We start from the raw sequence: 19,980 nt of genomic DNA, 5'->3' as shown, positions 1-19,980 counted from the left end.
GCGGGTCCGGACGGCTTTCACAGCGACCGCACGGTCGCCGAGGACCGGGACGCCCGGCGGGGCATGTTGCTCGCCGATCAGCAACCGGCCGACCCGCCGGAGCGGGGGCCGTAGTGCGCAGAGTGGTTCGTGGCGCACGCCGTCCGGATCGACCTGGCCGCACCGAAGGAGGCGGAGTGGCGAGGAGTCGCGGACGAATGAGGACCGTCCCGTCGTCGGCGCCGTACGCCGGCCCCCGCGAGGTCGTGCTCCGGTGATCCCGCGGCCGGGCGCGGCGCCCTTCAGCGTGCCGCGAGCGCTGCCTCTCCCGCCGCTCTCATCGCGGCCAGCGGCGCCGGCGAGCGGCCCGTCATCTGCTCGACCTGGAGGACCGCCTGGTGGACCAGCAGGTCGACGCCGCCGACCACGGCCCCGCCCCGGTCCGCCCACGCGGTGGCCAGCGCGGTGGGCCAGGGCTCGTACAGCACGTCGAAGAGGGTGCCGGGGACCCCGGGGACGGCCGCGGCGAGGGCGTCCGTGGTGCCGGCCGGAGTGGTGGCGACGACGAGCGGGGCGGCGAAGGCCTCGGCGGCGTCGGCCCAGTCGGCGACAAAGACGTCGACGCCGAGGCGCTCGCCCCAGCCCCGCATCTCGTCGGCCCGGGCACGGCTGCGCACATAGGTGGTGACCGGTCCCGCGCAGATCTGGGAGAGCGCGGCGAGCGCGGAGGAGGCGGTCGCGCCCGCGCCGAGGACGGCGGCCGACTCCACCTTGTCGACGCCTCGCTCGCGCAGTGCCGCGACCATCCCGGGGATGTCGGTGTTGTCCCCGACCCGCCGGCCGTCCTTCGTGAACACGACCGTGTTGACGGCTTCGACGGAGGCCGCGGTGTCGCTGATCCCGTCGAGCAGCGGGATGACCGCCCGCTTGAGCGGCATGGTCAGCGACAGCCCGGCCCAGGTCGCGTCCAGGCCGGCGAAGAAGCCGGGGAGTCCCGCCTCGTCCACGTCGAAGCGGTCGTACGACCAGTGGTCGAGGCCGAGTTCGGCGTACGCGGCCCGGTGCAGGACCGGGGAGAGCGAGTGCGCGATCGGGGAGCCGAGGACCGCGGCGCGGCGGGGTCCCTCACTGAAGGCCATGGAGTTCCTTGAACTTCTCGTTGAGCGCTTCGTGCTCCTCCACCGTCTTGGTGAAGTCGGTCTTCTTTCCGTCGAGCGAGATGAAGAACATCCATCCGTCGGCGGTCGGGTGGAGGGTCGCGCTGATCGCCTCGTCCCCCGGGTTGCTGATCGGACCCGGCGGCAGGCCCGTGTGGTAGTAGGTGTTGTAGAGGTCCGGGTTGGTACGGATCTCGCTCGACCTGATCGTGATCTTGCTCTGGTTCTTCAGGTAGTTGAACGCAGAGTCGAATTCGAGCTTGCGGTTGGTGATCGTGTTGTCCGGCTGCAAGCGGTTGTAGACCACTTCGGCCATCTTGCGGAAGTCGTCGTGGGAGATGCCCTCCGCCTGGACGAGGCTGGCCACGGTCAGCACCTGCCAGGGGCCGTCCAGGTCGTACTTCTTGGCGGCGCCCGCGAGGTCGAGCTTGTCGTACTCCTCGTTGGCGCGGTCGACCATCCGCTTCAGCGCGTCCTCGGGCTTGGATCCCTTGGCCACCGGATAGGCCGCGGGGAAGAGGAAGCCCTCCAGCGGGTCCTTGAGATCAGGGTGGTTCGTCGCCCAGTCCGGCAGACCGAGGTCGGCGATCTTCTCCCGCGCGACCTTCTTGGTGGTGCCCTCGTCCACACCGATCCGCTGGTCGATCATTTCGTAGATCTTGGCGTTCCGCGTGCCCTCCGGGATCACCAGGGCGTTCTGGCTCTTCGGGTCGAGCATCATCTTGACCGCGTTGGCCGCCGACATCTCCTTGTTGAGGAGGTAGACGCCCGCCTGGATCGAGTTGCCCTTGGGGTTGGAGTTCTGCGCGGAGACGAAGGCGTCGACGGACTTGATGACGCCTTGCTTCTTCAGCTTGTTGGCGATGTCGTAGCCGAGCGCGTTCTTGGGGATCTCGACCTCGACCTGCGGGCCGGTGCCCATCCCCTCGTAGTCCTCGGGGGCGCCGAACTGCTGCTTCCAGTAGCTGTACCCGAAGTAGGACACACCGCCGAGGCCGCCGACGAGGACCAGCGACACGACGAGGCAGGCGCAGCCGTTGCGGCTCTTCTTCTTGCCCTTGGGCCGGCCGCCGCGCCGGCCGGAGCGCGGGTCGTCGTCGTACTCGGAGTCCGCGCCGTCGTCCGGGTCGGAGTCCCGGTCCGTCTCGTCGGAGGGGTTCTTGCCGCGTCCGCCGCGGCTCCGGCGCTCCTCCGGTGTGTCGGAGCCGGTGAAGAAGGGGTGCGTCTCCTCCACCGGCTCGTCCGGGTCCCAGTCCGTCTGCGACGGGGGCTGGGCCTCGGGTTCCGGCGCGGTGCGGCGGCCGGGCGGCTGCGGCGGCGGGAAGGCCTCCGCGGTGGCGTACTGGTCACCGGGGGCGCCGTAGTTCTCCGCCGGGTAGCCGTACGGGTCGTGGGGCTGGGCGCCGTACGGCATGGCGGGCTGCTGACCGGTGTCCCAGCCCTGGTCGTAGCCGGGCTGCTGCCCGTACTGCTGCTGTCCGTAGGGCTGCTGCTGCTCGTACTGCTGCTGCTCGTAGCCGCCCTGGGGCTGCTGGTACTGCTGCTGGTGCTGTTGTTGCTGCTGCTGGTGCTGCTGGTGTTGCTGCTGATGTCCGTAGGGGTCCTGGGGATTGCCGTAACCCTGCTGCGGGTAGGACTGCTGCTGGGCATACGGGTCCTGGGCGTTGCCGTAGCCCTGCTGGTGCTGGGCGTACGGGTCCTGCGGGTAGGGCTGCTGCTGATGCTGCGGGGCGTAGGGATCCTGCGGATGGCCACCGTAGGAATTCGGGTCCTGCGACGCTTCCTGGGCGGCCCAGCCTTGGTCCCCCTGAAGGGGATCCTCGGGATGCCACGGTTCGGGGCCTGCGCCCCGGCCATACTCAGTCATCGATCCCCTAGAGCCGCGAGACGCGCGTTGCCGTCTCTTCGCTTCGCCGTGCGGGCTGTTCGAACACCGCAGCATCGCGCGGAACGTTACCGTATCGCGATCACAGCACCACTTCGACGCCCTCGCCAGGTGCACGCCCTGACGCCCGTTCGGACTCCAGCGCGTTCTGCAGGATCACCACGGCGGCGGCCTGGTCGATGACGGACCGCCCCTTCTTGGACCGGACGCCCGAGGCGCGCAGCCCCTGGGTCGCCGTCACCGTGCTCATCCGCTCGTCCACCAGCCGCACCGGCAGCGGGTGCACCGCACGGGCGAACACCTGGGCGAAGGCGCGGATCTTCGCGGCGGCGGGACCCTCACCGCCGCCCAGGGACCGGGGGAGGCCGATGACGACCTCGATCGGCTCGTACTCCTCGACGATCTGGCCGAGCCGCCGGTGGGCGGCCGGGACGTCACGTCCCGGCACGGTCTCCACCGGCGTCGCCAGGATGCCGTCGGGGTCGCACGAGGCGACCCCGATCCGGGCGTCCCCGACGTCGATCGCGAGCCTGCGTCCGCGACGCATCGGGGCACTCTCCTCGGTCATGCGGTCTCGGTGACCAGGCGCTCGACCGCGGCGACGGCGTCACCGATGGCGTCGGGGTTCTGGCCGCCGCCCTGGGCGACGTCCGGCTTGCCGCCGCCACCGCCACCGAGGGTCTTGGCAGCCGTGCGCACCAGGTCGCCGGCCTTGAGACCGCGCTCGCGGGCGGCCTCGTTGGTGGCGATGACCGTCAGCGGGCGTCCGTTGGCCGTGGTGAAGAGGGCCACCACGGCGGCCCGGCCGCCCTGGATGCGACCGCGCACGTCGAGCACCAGACGGCGCAGGTCGTCGGCGGAGGTGCCGTCCGGCACCTGACCGGTGACCAGGGCCACACCGCGTACGTCCTTGGCGGACTCGACCAGCCCGGCGGCGGCCTGGAGGACCTTCTCCGCGCGGAACTTCTCGATCTCCTTCTCGGCGTCCTTCAACTTGCCGAGCATGGCGGAGATCTTCTCCGGCAGCTCCTCGGAACGGCCCTTGACCAGCTCCTGGAGCTGGGCGACGACCGTGTGCTCCTTGGCGAGGAAGTTGTACGCGTCCACGCCCACCAGGGCCTCGATGCGACGCACGCCGGACCCGATGGAGGACTCGCCGAGCAGCTTCACCAGGCCCAGCTGGGAGGTGTTGTGGACGTGGGTGCCGCCGCACAGCTCCTTGGAGAAGTCGCCGATGGTGACGACCCGGACCCGCTCGCCGTACTTCTCGCCGAACTCGGCGATGGCACCCTGCTTCTTGGCCTCGTCGATGGACATGACCTCGGCCTGGACGTCGAGTTCCCGGGAGAGGACCTCGTTGATCTTCTGCTCGACGTCGGTGAGGACCGTGCCGGGAACGGCGGCGGGCGAACCGAAGTCGAAGCGGAAGCGGCCCGGGGAGTTCTCCGAACCGGCCTGGGCGGCCGTCGGGCCGAGCGCGTCGCGCAGCGCCTGGTGGGTGAGGTGGGTGGCGGAGTGGGCGCGGGCGATGGCCCGGCGGCGGGTGATGTCGATGGTGGCGTACGCGGAGGAGCCCACGGTCACCTCGCCGACCTGGACGACGCCCTTGTGCACGCTGACACCGGGGACCGGCTTCTGGACGTCGCGGACCTCCACGACGGCACCGCTGTCGAGGCGGATGCGGCCGGTGTCGGCGAGCTGACCGCCGCCCTCGGCGTAGAACGGGGTGCGGTCCAGGACGACCTCCACCTCGTCGCCTTCGGTCGCGGCGGGCGAGGGCACGCCGTTGACGAGGAGGCCGACGACGGTGGACTCGCCCGTGGTGGTGGTGTAGCCGGTGAACTCCGTGGCGCCGGCGGTGTCGGCCACCTCGCGGTAGGCGGAGAGGTCGGCGTGGCCGGTCTTCTTGGCGCGGGCGTCGGCCTTGGCCTTGTCGCGCTGCTCCTGCATGAGGCGGCGGAAGCCGTCCTCGTCGACGGCCAGGCCCTGCTCGGCGGCCATCTCCAGGGTCAGGTCGATCGGGAAGCCCCAGGTGTCGTGGAGCAGGAACGCCTTGTCGCCGGCGAGGACCCGGCCGCCGGCGGCCTTGGTCTCGGTGACGGCGGTCTCCAGGATGTTGGTGCCGCCCTTGAGGGCCTTCAGGAAGGCGGTCTCCTCGGCGAGCGCGACCGTCTCGATGCGCTTGCGGTCCGTCAGGAGCTCCGGGTACTGCTGCCCCATCGTGTCGATGACGACGTCGATGAGCTTCTGCACCACGGCGCCCGAGGCACCCATGAGGCGCATGTTGCGGATGGCGCGGCGCATGATGCGGCGCAACACGTAGCCGCGGCCCTCGTTGCCCGGGGTGACGCCGTCGCCGATGAGCATGACGGAGGTGCGCATGTGGTCGGCGACCACGCGCATGGAGACGTCCGTGGTGTGCGCGGCACCGTAGCGGACGCCGGTGAGCTCGGTGGCCCTGTCCATGACGACGCGCAGGGTGTCGGTCTCGTACATGTTCTGCACGCCCTGCAGGATCATCGCGAGGCGTTCGAGGCCGAGACCGGTGTCGATGTTCTTGGACGGCAGGTCTCCCAGGATCGGGAAGTCCTCCTTGCCGTCGCCGGCGCCGCGCTCGTACTGCATGAAGACCAGGTTCCAGATCTCCACGTAGCGCTCGTCGTTGACGGCCGGGCCGCCCTCGACACCGAACTCGGGGCCGCGGTCGTAGTTGATCTCGGAGCAGGGTCCGCAGGGTCCGGGGACGCCCATGGACCAGAAGTTGTCCTTCTTGCCGAGGCGCTGGATGCGCTCGGAGGGCACGCCGATCACGTCGCGCCAGATCGTCTCCGCCTCGTCGTCGTCGAGGTAGACGGTGATCCAGAGCTTCTCCGGCTCCAGGCCGAAGCCGCCGTCCGCCAGGGAGCCGGTGAGCAGCTCCCAGGCGTGCTTGATGGCGCCTTCCTTGAAGTAGTCGCCGAAGGAGAAGTTGCCGCACATCTGGAAGAACGTGCCGTGGCGGGTGGTCTTGCCGACCTCTTCGATGTCCGGGGTACGGACACACTTCTGCACGCTGGTGGCGCGGGGGGCGGGCGGCTTGGCCTCACCGAGGAAGTACGGCTTGAAGGGCACCATGCCCGCGTTGACCAGCAGCAGAGTCGGGTCGTCCGCGATGAGCGACGCCGAGGGGACGACGGTGTGACCGCGCTCCTCGAAGAAGCTCAGCCAGCGACGGCGAATTTCGGCCGACTCCATCAGTGGTCCTCATTCCGGTTGTTCGAGTTGTAGGGGAGGGTGCGGTACAGGGGGGCCTCGTCCGCGCGGTGCTCGGGTCCGGCCGCTTCGACGGCCCGGTGGCGCCGTACGGGGAGCTCCGGGTCGACCGGTGCGTCCAGGCCCAGCGCTCCGCCGAGTTCGGCCTCGCGCCGGACCATGCCCTCACGCACGTCGAGGGCGAAGTCCTTGAGCCGGTGACCGGTCTCGATCGCCTTGTCCGCGGCCTGCGCCGCGAGGCTCTCGGGGCTGAGCCGCTTGATCTTGCGGTTCACCTTGGTGGTGGCCCACACGCCGGCGGCCGCGCCGGCGGTGAACCAGAAGGTTCGGCGGAACATCGCTGGTTCAGTCCTTCTGTCCGCGGGAGCTGCGCCCGCTCCGCTTCTTGCGGGCGGACGGCACGGTTCGTCCGACGACCACCGTACGGCGGGGGGCCCGGCTTTCCCGCGCGGGCTCCGGTGCGCTCCTGCGGCCGAGGGCCTGACGGACGCCGTAGCCGAAGGCCGCGACCTTCACCAGGGGGCCGCCGAAGGTCGACGCGACGGTGGTGGAGAGGGCGGAGGCGTTGGAGGTGACCTCCTGGACGTCCGACGCGATGGCGTCGACCTTGTCCAGCTGGGTCTGCGCGGAGCGCACGGTCGCGGAGGCGTCGGCGAGCAGCGGTACCGCCTGCTCGGTCACGTCCGCCACGAGCTTGGTGGTCGCCCTGAGCGTCTGGGCCAGCCTCACCAGCACCACGGCGAGGAACGAGACCAGGATCGCCCAGAAGACGGCCACCAGGATCCCGGCCACCTCTCCACCGGACACTGTGCACCGCTCCCTGCTTGTCGCTCGCCCCAGGGGGGCCTGTCACCGTCCGGACCGGCCGCGGCGCCCGGGCACGAGCCCGCCGCCCCGCCAGTCGTCGTATCGACGAGCCTATCGCGCCGGGCGTCACGCCCTGTACCGCATTACCCCGTGGCCGGGGCAGGTCGTCGGAGAAGTTTGTACGCAGCGCTTCCGGGTCAGTACTCTGCGTGTTTCATGCGACGCCTTCCGGGCAGGTCCCCCGAACCCGACGATCAGGGCTCCGGGCACGCCCCTTGCCGCAGCGGGCTGCCCGCGGAGCTGAACACCTTCGTCGGACGCCACGACGATCTCGCCGCTCTCGAAGTGCTGCTGGAGGAGAACCGGCTGGTCACCGTCGTCGGTGTGGCCGGTGTCGGGAAGACCCGCTGCGCGGTGCGCCTCGCCTCGCTTCTGGAGAAACGGTACTGCCATGGGGTCGGGGTCGCCGACCTCGCCGGCCTCGGCGATCCCGACCTGCTGGTGCACGCGGTGGTCGACGCGCTGGGGCTGACCGACCACACCCGCAGACCGCCCAGGACGATCCTGCTGGAGCATCTCGCCGACCGTGAGGTGCTGCTGGTGCTCGACGGGTACGAACAGCATGTCGAGGCATGCGCGGACCTGGTCCAGGAGCTGCTGCGCCGGGCGCCGCGGCTGCGGGTCCTGGCGGCGGGCCGGCTCCCCTTGTGGGTGGACGGCGAGCGGCTCCACCCGCTCGCGCCGATGGGCGACGAGGACGCCCTGGAGCTGTTCGCCGCCCGGGCGGGGGCGGTACGGCCCGGCTTCGCGCTCACCGGCGCGGTCCGGGAGACCGTCCGGGAGCTGTGCCGGCGCCTCGACGGGATTCCGCTCGCCCTGGAGCTCGCCGCCGGACGGATGCGCGCGCTCGCGCCGGAACAGATCCTCCAGCGACTGGACGACCGGTTCGGGCTCCTGACGGGTGGCAACCGGAGCGCCCCGCCACGCCACCAGACGCTGCGGACGGCGATCGGCTGGAGCCATGAACTGTGCGCGCCCGCGGAGCGGCTGCTCTGGGCGCGGCTCTCGGTCTTCGCCGGACAGTTCGACCTGGAGGCCGCGGAGTACATCTGCGGCGGTCCGGACCTGCCGGCCGACACCGTGCTGGACGTGCTGGACGCGCTCCTCGCCCAGTCCGTGGTACTGCGCGAGGACTCCCCCGCGGGCACCCGCTACCGGCTGCTGGACACGATCCGCGAGTACGGGTCCCAGTGGCTGTCGGCCACCGGGGACGCGGAGCGCCTGCGGCGGCGGCACCGGGACTGGTTCCTGGGGCTCGCCACCTGGTGCGAGTTGGACTGGTTCTCCCCCCGGCAGGAGGTGGTGGCGGTCCGTGTCGAGTGCGAACTCCCCAATCTCCGCAGGGCGATGGAGTGCTCGATGGAGTCTTCGGACGAGGTCCACCTCGCGCAGTACCTGGCGGGAACCCTCTGGTACTTCTGGGTCGGCTGCGGGCGGCTGGCCGAAGGCCGGTACTGGCTGGAGCACGTGCTCGACGAGGAGACCACCCACGATCCGTCGCGGCTGAAGGCGCAGTGGGTGCTCGGGTACGTGGCGGTGCTCCAGGGAGACGCCGTCGGCGCGATCTCCGCGCTCCAGGAATGCCGGGAGGGGGCGGAGCAGTCCGGGGACGACGCGGCGGCCGCGTACGCGGTGCACCGGACGGGCTGTCTGGCCCTCGTCACCGACGACGTGGTGCGCGCGGAGGAGTTGCTGCGGGACGCGCTCGCACGCTACCGGGAGGTGGGCGAGCTCAACAGCAACGTGCTGATGGCCCAGGTGGAACTGGGCATGTCGCGGGTGTTCCAGGGAGACCTGGAGGGCGCCGCGGCGAACTGCCGCGAGGTCGAGGAGATCTGCGACGACCACGGGGAGCGCTGGGTCCGGGCGTACGCGCTGTACGTCCTGGCCTTCGTGGCGCTGCGGCAGGACCGCACCGGGCCCTGCCGCCGGATGCTCCTGGAGGCCCTGGCCACCGGCCACCGCTTCCACGATCCGCTGGGCGGCGTGCTCTGTTTGGAGTTGCTGGCGCTGCTGACCGTCGTGGAGGGCGACGCGACGGAGGCCGCCGTGCTCCAGGGGGCCGCTTCGGCGATCTGGCCGTCCGTGGGGGTGCCGGTCTTCGGCTCGGTCCACTACGGCGCCCCGCGGGCGGAGTGCGCCGAGCGGGCGCGCGCGGAGCTGGGGGAGGCCGCCTACGGGGCCGCCCTGCGGGCCGGGACCCTGCTGGACCTCGACACCGTGGTCCGGCGTGCGCTCGCCGACGGGAACCCGGGCCACGCGGACGGTTCCCCTCCGCCGGAGGGCCACTTCTCGGCGGGTCTCCCGACGCCGGGGGGAACGCGAAGGCCCGCCGCCTCCCGGATGACCGAGAGGGGCGGGCCCGAGCTCTGATGCGAGCGCTGCGCCTGGATCAGCGGGCGTAGTACTCGACGACGAGCTGCTCGTCGCAGATGACCGGGATTTCCTTGCGGTTCGGGTCCCGGTCCAGGCGGAAGGCCAGGGCCTTCAGGTTCACCTGGAGGTAGCGCGGGGTCTCACCGTCGGTGTCGTAACCACCCTCGCGGGCCACCTGGAAGGGGACCTTGGAGCGGCTGCGCTCGCGGACCTGGACGACGTCGTCGGGGCGCACGCGGAACGACGGCTTGTCGACCTTGCCACCGTTGACCTCGATGTGGCCGTGGACGACCATCTGACGGGCCTGGTAGATGGTGCGGGCGATGCCCGAACGCAGGACCAGGGCGTCGAGGCGGCGCTCCAGCTCGACGACCAGCGCCTCGCCGGTCTTGCCTTCGGCCTTCTTGGCGCGGTCGTAGGCACGCGCCATCTGGCGCTCGCTGATGTCGTACTGCGCACGCAGGCGCTGCTTCTCCAGCAGACGGACCTTGTAGTCCGAGTTCTGCTTGCGGCCACGGCCGTGCTCGCCCGGCGGGTACGGACGCGCTTCGAAGTACTTGACAGCCTTGGGCGTCAGAGCGATGCCGAGGGCACGCGACTTCTTGACCTTGGGACGCGACTGGTTAGGCACGTTCTCCAGACCTCCGTTGTAGGGGTTTACCTCAGTGGGGAGATCGCGTGTCTCACCCTGGGAACACCACACACATCACGGACGTCACGAAGCAGCGACGGCACGCACGAAGGGTGCCGTAAGCGACGGAAGGCCGATCTGATCGTGGTCAGCCGCGTCCCAGCGGGCTTGAAGATCGTCGGGATGCCGTCAGCAACCCGAACGCACACGAACTCGTCTACAGACTACCTGCTCCGCGGAGCTCCTCGTACCGGGGGCGGGTGTGACCCCTGTCCGCGGGCGGCCTCGCGCGCGCGAGGGACCCCCGCGCGTCAGCGCTCGCGCGCCCCGGCGTCGCCGTCCGTGCGGCCGAGGCGCTCGCGGACCCGGTCCGCCACGTCGGCGTACCGGGCCTCGGCGCCGTACCGGGTGGGGGTGTAGTACCGGCGCCCCCGGACCGCCTCGGGGGCGTACTCCTGGGCGGCGATGCCGCCGGGGACGTCGTGCGGGTAGACGTATCCCTGGGCGTGCCCCAGCTTGGCGGCGCCCGCGTAGTGGCCGTCGCGCAGATGCGCCGGGACCGGGCCGGCCAGGCCCTTGCGGACGTCTTCACGGGCGGCCGTGATCGCCAGGGTCGCCGCGTTCGACTTGGGGGCGAGGGCCAGGGCGATGGTGGCGTGGCTGAGGGTGAGGGCCGCTTCGGGGAAGCCGATCAGGGCGACGGCCTGGGCGGCGGCGACCGCCGTCGGCAGGGCGGTCGGGTCGGCGAGACCGATGTCCTCGCTGGCCGAGATCATCAGCCGGCGGGCGATGAACCGGGGGTCCTCCCCCGCCTCGATCATGCGCGCCAGATAGTGCAGCGCCGCGTCCACGTCCGAGCCCCGGATCGACTTGATCAGAGCGCTCGCCACGTCGTAGTGCTGGTCGCCGTCCCGGTCGTACCGCACGGCGGCCCGGTCGACCGTCTCCTCGACGGTCGAGAGGGTGATCTCCGCCTCGTGCTTCGCCAGGGCGGCCCCGGCGGCGGCCTCCAGCGCGGTGAGCGCGCGGCGGGCGTCACCCCCCGCGATGCGCAGCAGATGGTCCTCCGCGTCCTCGGGAAGCGTCACCGCACCGCCGAGACCACGTTCGTCGGTGAGAGAACGGCGCAGCAGGGCGCGCACGTCGTCCTCGGTGAGGGATTCCAGGGTGAGCAGCAGGGAGCGCGACAGCAGCGGCGAGATGATGGAGAAATGGGGGTTCTCGGTGGTCGCCGCGATCAGCGTGACCCAGCGGTTCTCGACGGCGGGGAGCAGGGAGTCCTGCTGGGCCTTGGAGAAGCGGTGGATCTCGTCGAGGAAGAGGACGGTCTCCTTGCCGAAGCCGCCGGACGCCCGGCGGGCACCGTCGATGACGGCCCGGACCTCCTTGACGCCGGCGGTGATCGCCGAGAGTTCGACGAACCGCTTGTTGGTGGCCTTGCTGACCACGTACGCGAGGGTGGTCTTGCCGGTGCCGGGAGGGCCCCAGAGGATCACCGAGGACGGGCCGGCCGGACCGCCACCGGCCTCGCCGACGAGCCGGCGGAGCGGGGAGCCCTGCTTCAGCAGGTGCTGCTGGCCGAGGACCTCGTCCAGGACCCGGGGGCGCATCCGGACAGCGAGGGGGCTGCTGGACGGGTCCTTCTCCTGGCGTTCTTCGGCGGCTGCGGTAAAAAGATCGGGCTCCACGTCAGGAAGCCTAAGCGACCGCACCGACAGGGCGGCGGGACCGGTGGCCCGGAGCACTCTCCCCCGGGCCACCCATGCCCCCGCGCGCAGCCCGTGCGGGCGCCGGTCAGCTGGTCCAGAAGTCCCACCAGCGGGTCAGGATCAGCATGCCGATGATGCCGATCCAGAGCACGGGGAGCGCCCAGTGGAACTCGGTGAGGGCGCTGCGCAGCCAGGACGGCGCGGGCAGGATGCGGTGCTTCACGTTGTGGATGGTGACGTAGCAGAACATGAAGATCGTGGCGACCCAGGCCAGGCAGCACCAGAGGCAGAGCGAGTTGATGTTGTACAGCGACTGGTACTGGAGCCAGGTGCAGAAGCCGACGCCGAAGAGCATGCCCGCGTTGAGGCCGAGCCAGTACCAGGAGCGGAACCGGGCTCCGGCGAGCAGGGCCATGCCGATGCCGATCACGATCGGGTAGGCGACGAGCCCCATCATCGGGTTCGGGAACCCGAAGGCGGCGGCCTGCTCGCTCTTCATGACGTTGCCGCAGGCCACCACCGGGTTCAGGCTGCAGCCGGGGGTGAAGCTGGGGTCTTCCAGGAGCTTGAACTTGTCGATGGTGATGACCCAGGCGGCCAGCAGTCCGGCCGCTCCCGTGATCACCAGCAGCAGCGCGAGAGCACGCCCGCTGCCGATGGTGCGTGTACCGCCGTCCCCGGCCTGCGTCGAGGAGTGGTGATCTACCGCTGCAGTCGTCATATCGCCGTTCCATCGCTGAGTGTCCGACCGGGCACGGTCATTCTGCCGTACCACCGTTCGGGTCTTCCGTTCGATACGCATAAGGACGTGCGACGGCCGGGCGCCCTTTCCCGTGGTTAAGGGCGGGGTTCGCGGCTCTGGCGTGGCGGAACGTGTCCACGGGGGCGGATCGGAACGTCACCCCCCTCCCCGAATACGCGGACCGGTATCGCCCTGGGGGATGACGGGCGAGGCGGGACGTTGACCTTTGGCGGCGTCGGGGCGTGGACACGCCGAAGGGCGGCACGGTCCGGCCGTGCCGCCCTTCGCGCACCCGCGGGGTTCCGCCGCCTCGCTCAGGCGAGGCGCGCGCGCACCGCTTCGGCGATCTTGTCCAGCGGCACCGCCGTCTGCTCGCCCGACTCCATGTCCTTGAGCTGGACCGCGCCCTCGGCGAGGTCGCGTTCACCGGCGACGATCGTGTACCGCGCCCCCGAGCGGTTGGCGCTCTTCATCGCGCCCTTGAGGCCGCGGCCGCCGAAAGCGAAGTCGGCGGCGATCCCGTCCTTGCGCAGGGCGGTCACCACGCCGAAGAGCACCCTGCGGGCCTCCTCGCCGAGCGGCACCGCGTACACGCTGGTGACCGCGGGGATGTCCAGCTCGATGCCTTCGGCCTCCAGCGCCAGCACCGTGCGGTCCACGCCCAGCGCCCAGCCGACGGACGGCAGCGCGGGGCCGCCGATCATCTCGGAGAGGCCGTCGTACCGGCCGCCGCCGCCCACGGCCGACTGCGAGCCGAGACCGTCGTGGACGAACTCGAAGGTGGTGCGGGTGTAGTAGTCGAGGCCGCGGACGAGCTTCTCGTCGTCCTCGTACAGGACCCCGGCGGCGGTCAGCAGGCCGCGCACCTCCTCGTGGTACGCCTTGCAGGCGTCGCAGAGGTGGTCGCCGAGCTTCGGGGCTCCGACGAGCTGCTTCTGCACCTCGGGCCGCTTGTCGTCGAGCACCCGCAGCGGGTTGATCTCGATGCGGCGGCGGGTCTCCTCGTCCAGGTCGAGATCGCGCAGGAAGTCCTGGAGCGCCTCACGGAAGACGGGACGGCACTCCTTGTCGCCGAGCGAGTTCAGCAGGATGCGGAACCCTGTCAGCCCCAGAGAGCGGTACGCCTGGTCGGCCAGGATGATCAACTCGGCGTCGAGCACCGGGTCCTCGGCGCCGATGGCCTCGGCCCCGACCTGCGAGAAGTGGCGGTAGCGGCCCTTCTGCGGACGTTCGTAGCGGTAGTACGACCCGGAGTACCAGAGCTTGACCGGCAGGTTCCCGGCCTTGTGGAGGTTGGCCTCCAGCGCGGCGCGCAGCACGGAGGCGGTGCCCTCGGGGCGCAGCGCGAGCTCGTCGCCGCCCTTGGTGGTGAGGGTGTACATCTCCTTGGTGACGATGTCGGTGGACTCACCGACGCCGCGGGCGAAGAGGTTGACGTCCTCGAAGCCCGGGGTCTCGACGTAGCCGTAGCCGGAGCTGCGCAGCGGGGCGGAGATGGCCTCTCGGACCGCCAGGAACTTCGCGGAGTCCGGCGGGATGAGGTCGTAGGTGCCCTTGGGGGCCTGGAAAGTACTCACAGGAAGAGGTCTCTCGTCACATTCCTCGGCGCGGCGCGTCCAGCCCGTTCAGGAACGGGTTGGCGGCGCGCTCGCGGCCGATGGTGGTCTGGGGGCCGTGGCCGGACAGCACCACGGTCGAGTCGTCGAGCGGCAGGCACACGCGGGCCAGCGACTCGAGCAGCTCGGCGTGGTCGCCGCCGGGCAGGTCGGTGCGTCCGACGGAGCCGGCGAAGAGCAGGTCGCCCGAGAAGAGGACCGGCGGTACGTCGCCGGCCTCGGGCATCCTGAACGTCACCGACCCCTTCGTATGGCCGGGTGCGTGCGCGACGCCGAACTCCAGCCCGGCCAGCTCCAGACGCGCGCCGTCGGTGAGTTCCTTCACGTCGTCCGGCTCGCCGATGGTGAGCTCGCCCATGAGCGGCATCCCGATGGAGCGGCCGAGGGCCTTCTCCGGGTCGCTCATCATGTAGCGGTCCCGGGGGTGGATCCAGGCGGGCACGTCGTGGGAGCCGCAGAGCGGGACGACCGAGGCGACGTGGTCGATGTGTCCGTGGGTGAGCACGACCGCGACGGGCTTGAGCCGATGCTTCCTGAGCGCGTCCTCGACTCCCTGGGTGGCCTGGTGGCCGGGGTCGATGATCACGCACTCCTCACCGGCGGCGGGGGCGACCAGGTAGCAGTTGGTCCCCCAGGCCCCGGCGGGGAACCCGGCAATGAGCACGATCGTCCTTCGTTCAGTACGGCGGGAAAGGGGCCGCGACAGCCTGCGCGGCAGACCAGAGCCTACCGGCGCTCCTCATTCCACAGCTAACCCATATACGGTACGGGCAGCCCAGGCCCCACCCATACGAACGTACAAGGAGACCATCCGGTGGTCAGCAGCGATCAGCGGCGGCGGCAGCTCGCCCGGGAGAAGTACGAGCGGCAGCAGCAGCGGCGGGAGGAAGCGCGCCGGCGCACCCGGCGGCTCACCGCGATAATCTCCTCCGCGGTTGCCGTGGTCGCCGTCATAGGCGTGGTCACCTACGTGACCGTCGGGAACGACGACGACAGCGGCAAGAAGTCCGAGGCCGCGGCGAGCTCGTCCCCGTCCGCCGACGCGTCGCCCTCCGCGAGCGAGAGCGCGGAGCCCGAGCCCGCGGTCACGATCGACAAGACGGCGAAGTACGCGATGTCCGTGAAGACGAGCCAGGGCGACCTGAAGTTCACCATGGACGCGTCGAAGACCCCGCACACGACGAACTCGTTCAAGTACCTCGCCGACAAGGGGTTCTTCGACGGTACGAAGTGCCACCGCCTGGTGACGGAAGGCATATTCGTCCTTCAGTGCGGTGACCCCAACGGCGACGGCACCGGCGGTCCCGGCTACACCATCCCGGACGAGAACCTCACCGCCCTCGGCAAGGCGGGCGCCGACGGCACGGTGACGTTCCCAGCGGGCACGGTCGCCATGGCCAACACCGGCCAGGAACACACCGGCGGCAGCCAGTACTTCCTCGTGTACAAGGACTCCAAGCTGCCCCCGACGTACACCCCGTTCGGCACGATGGACGCGGCCTCGCTGAAGGCGGTGCAGGCGATCGGCGCGGCCGGCGTCGACGGCGGCGCCACCGACGGTGCGCCGAAGAAGGCAGTGGACGTGTCGAAGGTGACCGTCGAGAAGCAGTGAGCCACCCCGCTCCACGGAGCCCCGGCGGCCGGTCGCCCCGGCCGCCGGGGCTCCGTGTTGTCGAAAATGCCCGGTACGAACGCCCGAACCGGCCTGGACCGGCCCGGACCGGAGAAATCCAGCCGTGCTGAGTGCGGACAGCCGGGCCGCCGGTCGCCTAGATTGGCGGGGTGCAGGGCGGGCGCTGCCCGCCCCAGGAAACTGTGGACGATGCCCGGGGGGCCCACCCCCTCGCAGGCATCAGGTGGAGGAGGCGCTGTGAGCAGCGACCCGTGGGGCCGTGTCGACGAGACGGGCACCGTGTACGTGCGTACTGCCGAGGGCGAGCAGGTCGTCGGATCGTGGCAGGCCGGTACGCCCGAGGAGGCGCTGGCTTATTTCGAGCGCAAGTACGAGGGCTTGGTGGTCGAGATCGGCCTCCTCGAAAAGCGGGTGAAGACCACCGATCTCTCGTCCAAGGACGCGACGGCGGCGATCGACCACCTGCGGACGCAGGTCGACGAGCACCATGCGGTGGGCGACCTCGAAGCACTGCGCACCCGGCTGGACGCGCTCGTCGCGACGGTCGACTCGCGGCGCGAGGAGCGCAAGGTCCAGAAGGCGAAGCAGACCGACGAGGCCAAGCAGGCCAAGGAGAAGCTGGTCGCCGAGGCCGAGGAGCTGGCGCAGAGCGAGCAGTGGCGCTCCGCCGGTGAGCGGCTGCGGGCTCTCGTCGACATCTGGAAGGGCCTGCCGAGGCTCGACCGCAAGTCGGACGACGAGCTGTGGCACCGCTTCTCGCACGCCCGGTCCGCGTTCTCCAAGCGACGCAAGGCCCACTTCGCCTCGCTGGACGCCCAGCGCGAGGAGGCCCGCAAGGTCAAGGAGAAGCTGGTCGCCGAGGCCGAGTCGCTCTCCGGGTCGAAGGACTGGGGCGACACCGCGGCCCGGTACCGCGACCTGATGACGGAGTGGAAGGCTGCGGGCCGCGCCCAGCGCGAGGCCGAGGACGAGCTGTGGAACCGTTTCCGCGGCGCGCAGGACGTCTTCTTCGCCGCCCGGGGCGAGACCTTCGCCGAGCGGGACGCGGAACAGGGCGAGAACCTCAAGCTCAAGGAGGAGCTCGCCACCGAGGCCGAGAAGCTGGTGCCGGTGCGGGACCTCAAGGCGGCGCGCGCCGCCTTCCGGTCCATCAACGAGCGGTGGGAGGCCATCGGCCACGTGCCGCGCGACGCCCGGCCGAAGGTGGAGGGCCGGGTGCACGCCGTGGAGCGTGCGCTCCAGGAGGCCGAGGAGTCGGAGTGGCGCCGGACCAACCCGGAGGCGCGTGCGCGTGCCGCGGGGCTGACCGGCCAGCTCCAGGCCGCCGTGGACAAGCTGCGCGGCCAGATCGACACCGCCCGTGCCTCGGGCAACAACGCCCGTGCCGACAAGCTCTCCCGCGAGCTCGAAGGCCGCCAGGCGCTGCTCGACCAGGCGCTGAAGGGCCTGGAGGAGTTCGGCGGCTGACGGCCCGGTAGGCAACAGGAAGGGGCTCCCGTACGCGTCTCGCGTACGGGAGCCCCTTCCTGTTGCGCGCTCGGGCGTCTACGGCCGCCGGGCCGAGGTGACGCGGTAGACGTCGTAGACGCCCTCCACGCCGCGTACGGCCTTCAGGACGTGACCCAGGTGCTTGGGGTCGCCCATCTCGAAGGTGAACCGGGAGGTGGCCACCCGGTCGCGGGAGGTCTGCACGGCCGCCGACAGGATGTTGACGTGCTGGTCGGACAGGACGCGGGTGACGTCCGAGAGGAGCCGCGAGCGGTCCAGCGCCTCGACCTGGATGGCGACCAGGAAGACGGAGGACTGGGTCGCCGCCCACTCGACTTCGAGGATGCGCTCCGGCTGCTGCGACAACGACTCGACGTTCACGCAGTCCGCGCGGTGCACCGAGACACCGCTGCCCCGGGTGACGAACCCGATGATGGGGTCGCCGGGTACGGGGGTGCAACAGCGGGCCAGCTTGACCCAGACGTCGTCGACGCCCTTGACGACGACCCCGGGATCGTTGTTCGCCCGTCGCTTGCTGCGGCCGCGCGAGGGCGGCGCGCTCTCGGCGAGGTCCTCGTTCGCGGCGTCCTCGCCACCGAGGGCCTGCACCAGCTTCTGCACGACACCGGCGGCGGTGACATGGCCCTCGCCGATCGCCGCGTACAACGACGAGATGTCGGGGTAACGCATCTCGTGCGCCAGGGTGACCAGGGAGTCGCCGGTCAGGATGCGCTGGATCGGCAGGTTCTGCTTGCGCATCGCGCGGGCGATCGAGTCCTTGCCCTGCTCGATGGCCTCGTCGCGGCGCTCCTTGGAGAACCAGGCACGGATCTTGTTCCTGGCCCGGGGCGACTTGACGAAGCCGAGCCAGTCGCGCGAAGGCCCGGCACCGGCCGCCTTGGAGGTGAAGATCTCCACCAGATCGCCGTTGTCGAGCGTCGATTCGAGCGGTACGAGCCGCCCGTTGACGCGCGCTCCTATCGTGCGGTAGCCGACCTCGGTGTGGACGGCGAAGGCGAAGTCGACCGGTGTCGCACCGGCCGGCAGCGCTATCACGTCGCCCTTGGGCGTGAAGACGAAGACCTCGTTGCGAGAGAGGTCGAAGCGCAGCGACTCCAGGAACTCGCTCGGGTCCTCGGTCTCCTTCTGCCAGTCGAGGAGCTGGCGCAGCCACGCCATGTCGTTGACGGTGTCCTGGCTCCGCCCGCCGCTGGTGCTCTTGGGCACGTCGGTGCGGACCTTGGACGCCCCGGCGACAGCCTCCTGCTTGTACTTCCAGTGCGCGGCGATGCCGTACTCGGCACGGCGGTGCATGTCGAACGTACGGATCTGGAGTTCGACGGGCTTGCCGCTGGGACCGATGACCGTGGTGTGCAGGGACTGGTACATGTTGAACTTGGGCATCGCGATGTAGTCCTTGAACCGGCCGGGGACCGGGTTCCATCGCGCGTGCACGGTGCCGAGCGCCGCGTAGCAGTCGCGGACGGTGTCCACGAGGACACGGATGCCCACCAGGTCGTAGATCTCGGCGAAGTCGCGGCCTCGCACGATCATCTTCTGGTACACGCTGTAGTAGTGCTTCGGCCGCCCGGTGACGGTGGCCTTGATGCGCGCGGCCCGCAGGTCGGACTGGACCTCGTCGGTCACTATCGCGAGGTACTCGTCGCGCTTGGGCGCGCGCTCGGCGACGAGCCGGACGATCTCGTCGTACATCTTGGGGTAGAGGATCGCGAAGGCGAGGTCCTCCAGCTCCCACTTGATGGTGTTCATGCCCAGGCGGTGGGCGAGCGGAGCGTAGATCTCCAGCGTCTCGCGGGCCTTCTTCTCCTGCTTCTCCCGCTTGAGGTACCGCATGGTGCGCATGTTGTGCAGCCGGTCGGCGAGCTTGATGACGAGGACGCGGGGGTCCTTGGCCATCGCGACGACCATCTTGCGGACGGTCTCGGCCTGGGCGGCCTCGCCGAACTTCACCTTGTCCAGCTTGGTCACGCCGTCGACGAGCAGCGCGACCTGGTCGCCGAAGTCACGGCGCAGGGTGTCCAGGCCGTACTCGGTGTCCTCGACGGTGTCGTGCAGCAGGCCCGCCATCAGGGTGGCCGGATCCATGCCCAGCTCGGCGAGGATCGTGGTGACCGCGAGCGGGTGCGTGATGTAGGGGTCGCCGCTCTTGCGCTTCTGCCCCCGGTGCCAGCGCTCGGCTACCTGGTAGGCCCGCTCGATCTGCCGGAGCGTGGCCGTCTCGATCTTGGGGTCGTTCTGGCGCACGGTGCGCAGCAGCGGTTCCAAGACCGGGTTGTACGGGCTGGAACGCTGTACGCCCAGTCGGGCGAGGCGGGCACGCACCCGGTTGGAGGAGCCGCCGGTACGGGCGGTCTGGCCCGCCGGCGTGGCCGGCTTCACGGGCCTGGCCGGATTCTTCGAGGCGGGCGGCGCCGGAAGGGCGGGAGCGGGCGATTTCCCGGGCCCGGTGGCGTCCGGCGCGGCGGGCGGCGTCCCGGAGCCCTCGGGGGTCCCGCCCGCGGGAGAGGGCGTGGCGGACCCCGCCGCGGGCTTCTCCGGCTGCGGCGCTCCGGCTGCGTTGGCCTCGTCTGGCAAGGGCACTCCTCGTGCGTATCCGGACTACCCGGAAGGCCATGGTATCGAGC

Annotated in this window: 15 protein-coding genes; 3 read left to right on the top strand and 12 right to left on the bottom strand. The window is 70.7% G+C overall.

The window, feature by feature from the left end; all coding sequences use genetic code 11:
* Positions 1–281: 281 nt before the first annotated feature.
* The 6 genes from OHT52_RS26890 to OHT52_RS26865 form a co-directional block, all read right to left on the bottom strand.
* Positions 282–1,118 carry a shikimate dehydrogenase gene (locus tag OHT52_RS26890; RefSeq protein ID WP_328722759.1) on the bottom strand — a complete coding sequence of 279 codons (837 nt, stop codon included), beginning with the start codon at positions 1,116–1,118 and terminating at the stop codon, positions 282–284.
* Positions 1,105–3,003, bottom strand: coding sequence for an endolytic transglycosylase MltG (gene mltG / locus OHT52_RS26885; protein WP_328722758.1), 1,899 nt, complete (start codon positions 3,001–3,003; stop codon positions 1,105–1,107). The genes OHT52_RS26890 and mltG overlap by 14 nt, the downstream gene beginning before the upstream one ends.
* Positions 3,004–3,103: 100 nt before the next feature.
* Positions 3,104–3,589, bottom strand: coding sequence for a Holliday junction resolvase RuvX (gene ruvX / locus OHT52_RS26880; RefSeq protein ID WP_328722757.1), 486 nt, complete (start codon positions 3,587–3,589; stop codon positions 3,104–3,106).
* Entirely contained in the window at positions 3,586–6,255 is a 2,670-nt protein-coding gene (gene alaS, locus OHT52_RS26875; protein ID WP_328722756.1) for an alanine--tRNA ligase, read from the bottom strand. Before alaS ends, ruvX begins: the two co-directional genes overlap by 4 nt.
* Complete coding sequence (locus OHT52_RS26870; RefSeq protein ID WP_328722755.1) at positions 6,255–6,611, bottom strand: DUF6167 family protein; 357 nt, start codon at positions 6,609–6,611, stop codon at positions 6,255–6,257. Before OHT52_RS26870 ends, alaS begins: the two co-directional genes overlap by 1 nt.
* A gap of 7 nt (positions 6,612–6,618) precedes the next feature.
* Entirely contained in the window at positions 6,619–7,065 is a 447-nt protein-coding gene (locus tag OHT52_RS26865; protein ID WP_328723910.1) for a DUF948 domain-containing protein, read from the bottom strand.
* Between the two features lie 231 nt (positions 7,066–7,296).
* Here OHT52_RS26865 and OHT52_RS26860 point away from each other — a divergent pair, with 231 nt between their 5' ends.
* On the top strand, positions 7,297–9,513 hold the full coding sequence (locus OHT52_RS26860; protein WP_328722754.1) for an ATP-binding protein: 2,217 nt from the start codon (positions 7,297–7,299) through the stop codon (positions 9,511–9,513).
* Positions 9,514–9,532: 19 nt separating this feature from the next.
* On the opposite strand, the gene rpsD is transcribed toward OHT52_RS26860, so the two are convergent.
* From rpsD to OHT52_RS26835, 5 genes are all read right to left on the bottom strand, one after another.
* Positions 9,533–10,147, bottom strand: a complete 615-nt coding sequence (gene rpsD / locus OHT52_RS26855; protein WP_018524225.1) for a 30S ribosomal protein S4 — start codon at positions 10,145–10,147, stop codon at positions 9,533–9,535.
* Between the two features lie 311 nt (positions 10,148–10,458).
* Positions 10,459–11,835, bottom strand: coding sequence for a replication-associated recombination protein A (locus tag OHT52_RS26850; RefSeq protein WP_328722753.1), 1,377 nt, complete (start codon positions 11,833–11,835; stop codon positions 10,459–10,461).
* 106 nt (positions 11,836–11,941) lie between these two features.
* Entirely contained in the window at positions 11,942–12,577 is a 636-nt protein-coding gene (locus OHT52_RS26845; RefSeq protein ID WP_328722752.1) for a vitamin K epoxide reductase family protein, read from the bottom strand.
* Between the two features lie 335 nt (positions 12,578–12,912).
* Positions 12,913–14,175: a histidine--tRNA ligase gene (hisS, locus tag OHT52_RS26840; protein WP_328722751.1), complete on the bottom strand. Its 1,263-nt coding sequence runs from the start codon at positions 14,173–14,175 to the stop codon at positions 12,913–12,915.
* A 16-nt stretch (positions 14,176–14,191) separates the two neighbouring features.
* Complete coding sequence (locus OHT52_RS26835) at positions 14,192–14,878, bottom strand: MBL fold metallo-hydrolase (protein ID WP_328722750.1); 687 nt, start codon at positions 14,876–14,878, stop codon at positions 14,192–14,194.
* Between the two features lie 150 nt (positions 14,879–15,028).
* On the opposite strand from OHT52_RS26835, the gene OHT52_RS26830 reads away from it, so the two are divergent.
* Both OHT52_RS26830 and OHT52_RS26825 read left to right on the top strand, forming a co-directional pair.
* Positions 15,029–15,826, top strand: a complete 798-nt coding sequence (locus OHT52_RS26830; protein WP_328722749.1) for a peptidylprolyl isomerase — start codon at positions 15,029–15,031, stop codon at positions 15,824–15,826.
* A 258-nt stretch (positions 15,827–16,084) separates the two neighbouring features.
* Entirely contained in the window at positions 16,085–17,314 is a 1,230-nt protein-coding gene (locus OHT52_RS26825; protein WP_328722748.1) for a DUF349 domain-containing protein, read from the top strand.
* Positions 17,315–17,392: 78 nt separating this feature from the next.
* Here OHT52_RS26825 and OHT52_RS26820 read toward each other — a convergent pair whose 3' ends face one another.
* Positions 17,393–19,930 carry a RelA/SpoT family protein gene (locus OHT52_RS26820; protein WP_328722747.1) on the bottom strand — a complete coding sequence of 846 codons (2,538 nt, stop codon included), beginning with the start codon at positions 19,928–19,930 and terminating at the stop codon, positions 17,393–17,395.
* Positions 19,931–19,980 lie beyond the last annotated feature (50 nt).

It is taken from the genome of Streptomyces sp. NBC_00247 (genome assembly GCF_036188265.1).
In the GTDB taxonomy this organism is placed as follows: Bacteria; Actinomycetota; Actinomycetes; order Streptomycetales; family Streptomycetaceae; genus Streptomyces.
Note: the sequence above shows the minus strand (reverse complement) of the source record. Positions and strands in the feature narration are given on the sequence as shown.

Excerpts from the sequence above, each read along its gene's own strand:
- OHT52_RS26890 (WP_328722759.1), bottom strand. The coding sequence starts at position 1,118 with ATGGCCTTCAGTGAGGGACCCCGCCGCGCCGCGGTCCTCGGCTCCCCG.
- mltG (WP_328722758.1), bottom strand. The coding sequence starts at position 3,003 with ATGACTGAGTATGGCCGGGGCGCAGGCCCCGAACCGTGGCATCCCGAG.
- ruvX (WP_328722757.1), bottom strand. The coding sequence starts at position 3,589 with ATGACCGAGGAGAGTGCCCCGATGCGTCGCGGACGCAGGCTCGCGATC.
- alaS (WP_328722756.1), bottom strand. The coding sequence starts at position 6,255 with ATGGAGTCGGCCGAAATTCGCCGTCGCTGGCTGAGCTTCTTCGAGGAG.
- OHT52_RS26870 (WP_328722755.1), bottom strand. The coding sequence starts at position 6,611 with ATGTTCCGCCGAACCTTCTGGTTCACCGCCGGCGCGGCCGCCGGCGTG.
- OHT52_RS26860 (WP_328722754.1), top strand. The coding sequence starts at position 7,297 with ATGCGACGCCTTCCGGGCAGGTCCCCCGAACCCGACGATCAGGGCTCC.
- OHT52_RS26845 (WP_328722752.1), bottom strand. The coding sequence starts at position 12,577 with ATGACGACTGCAGCGGTAGATCACCACTCCTCGACGCAGGCCGGGGAC.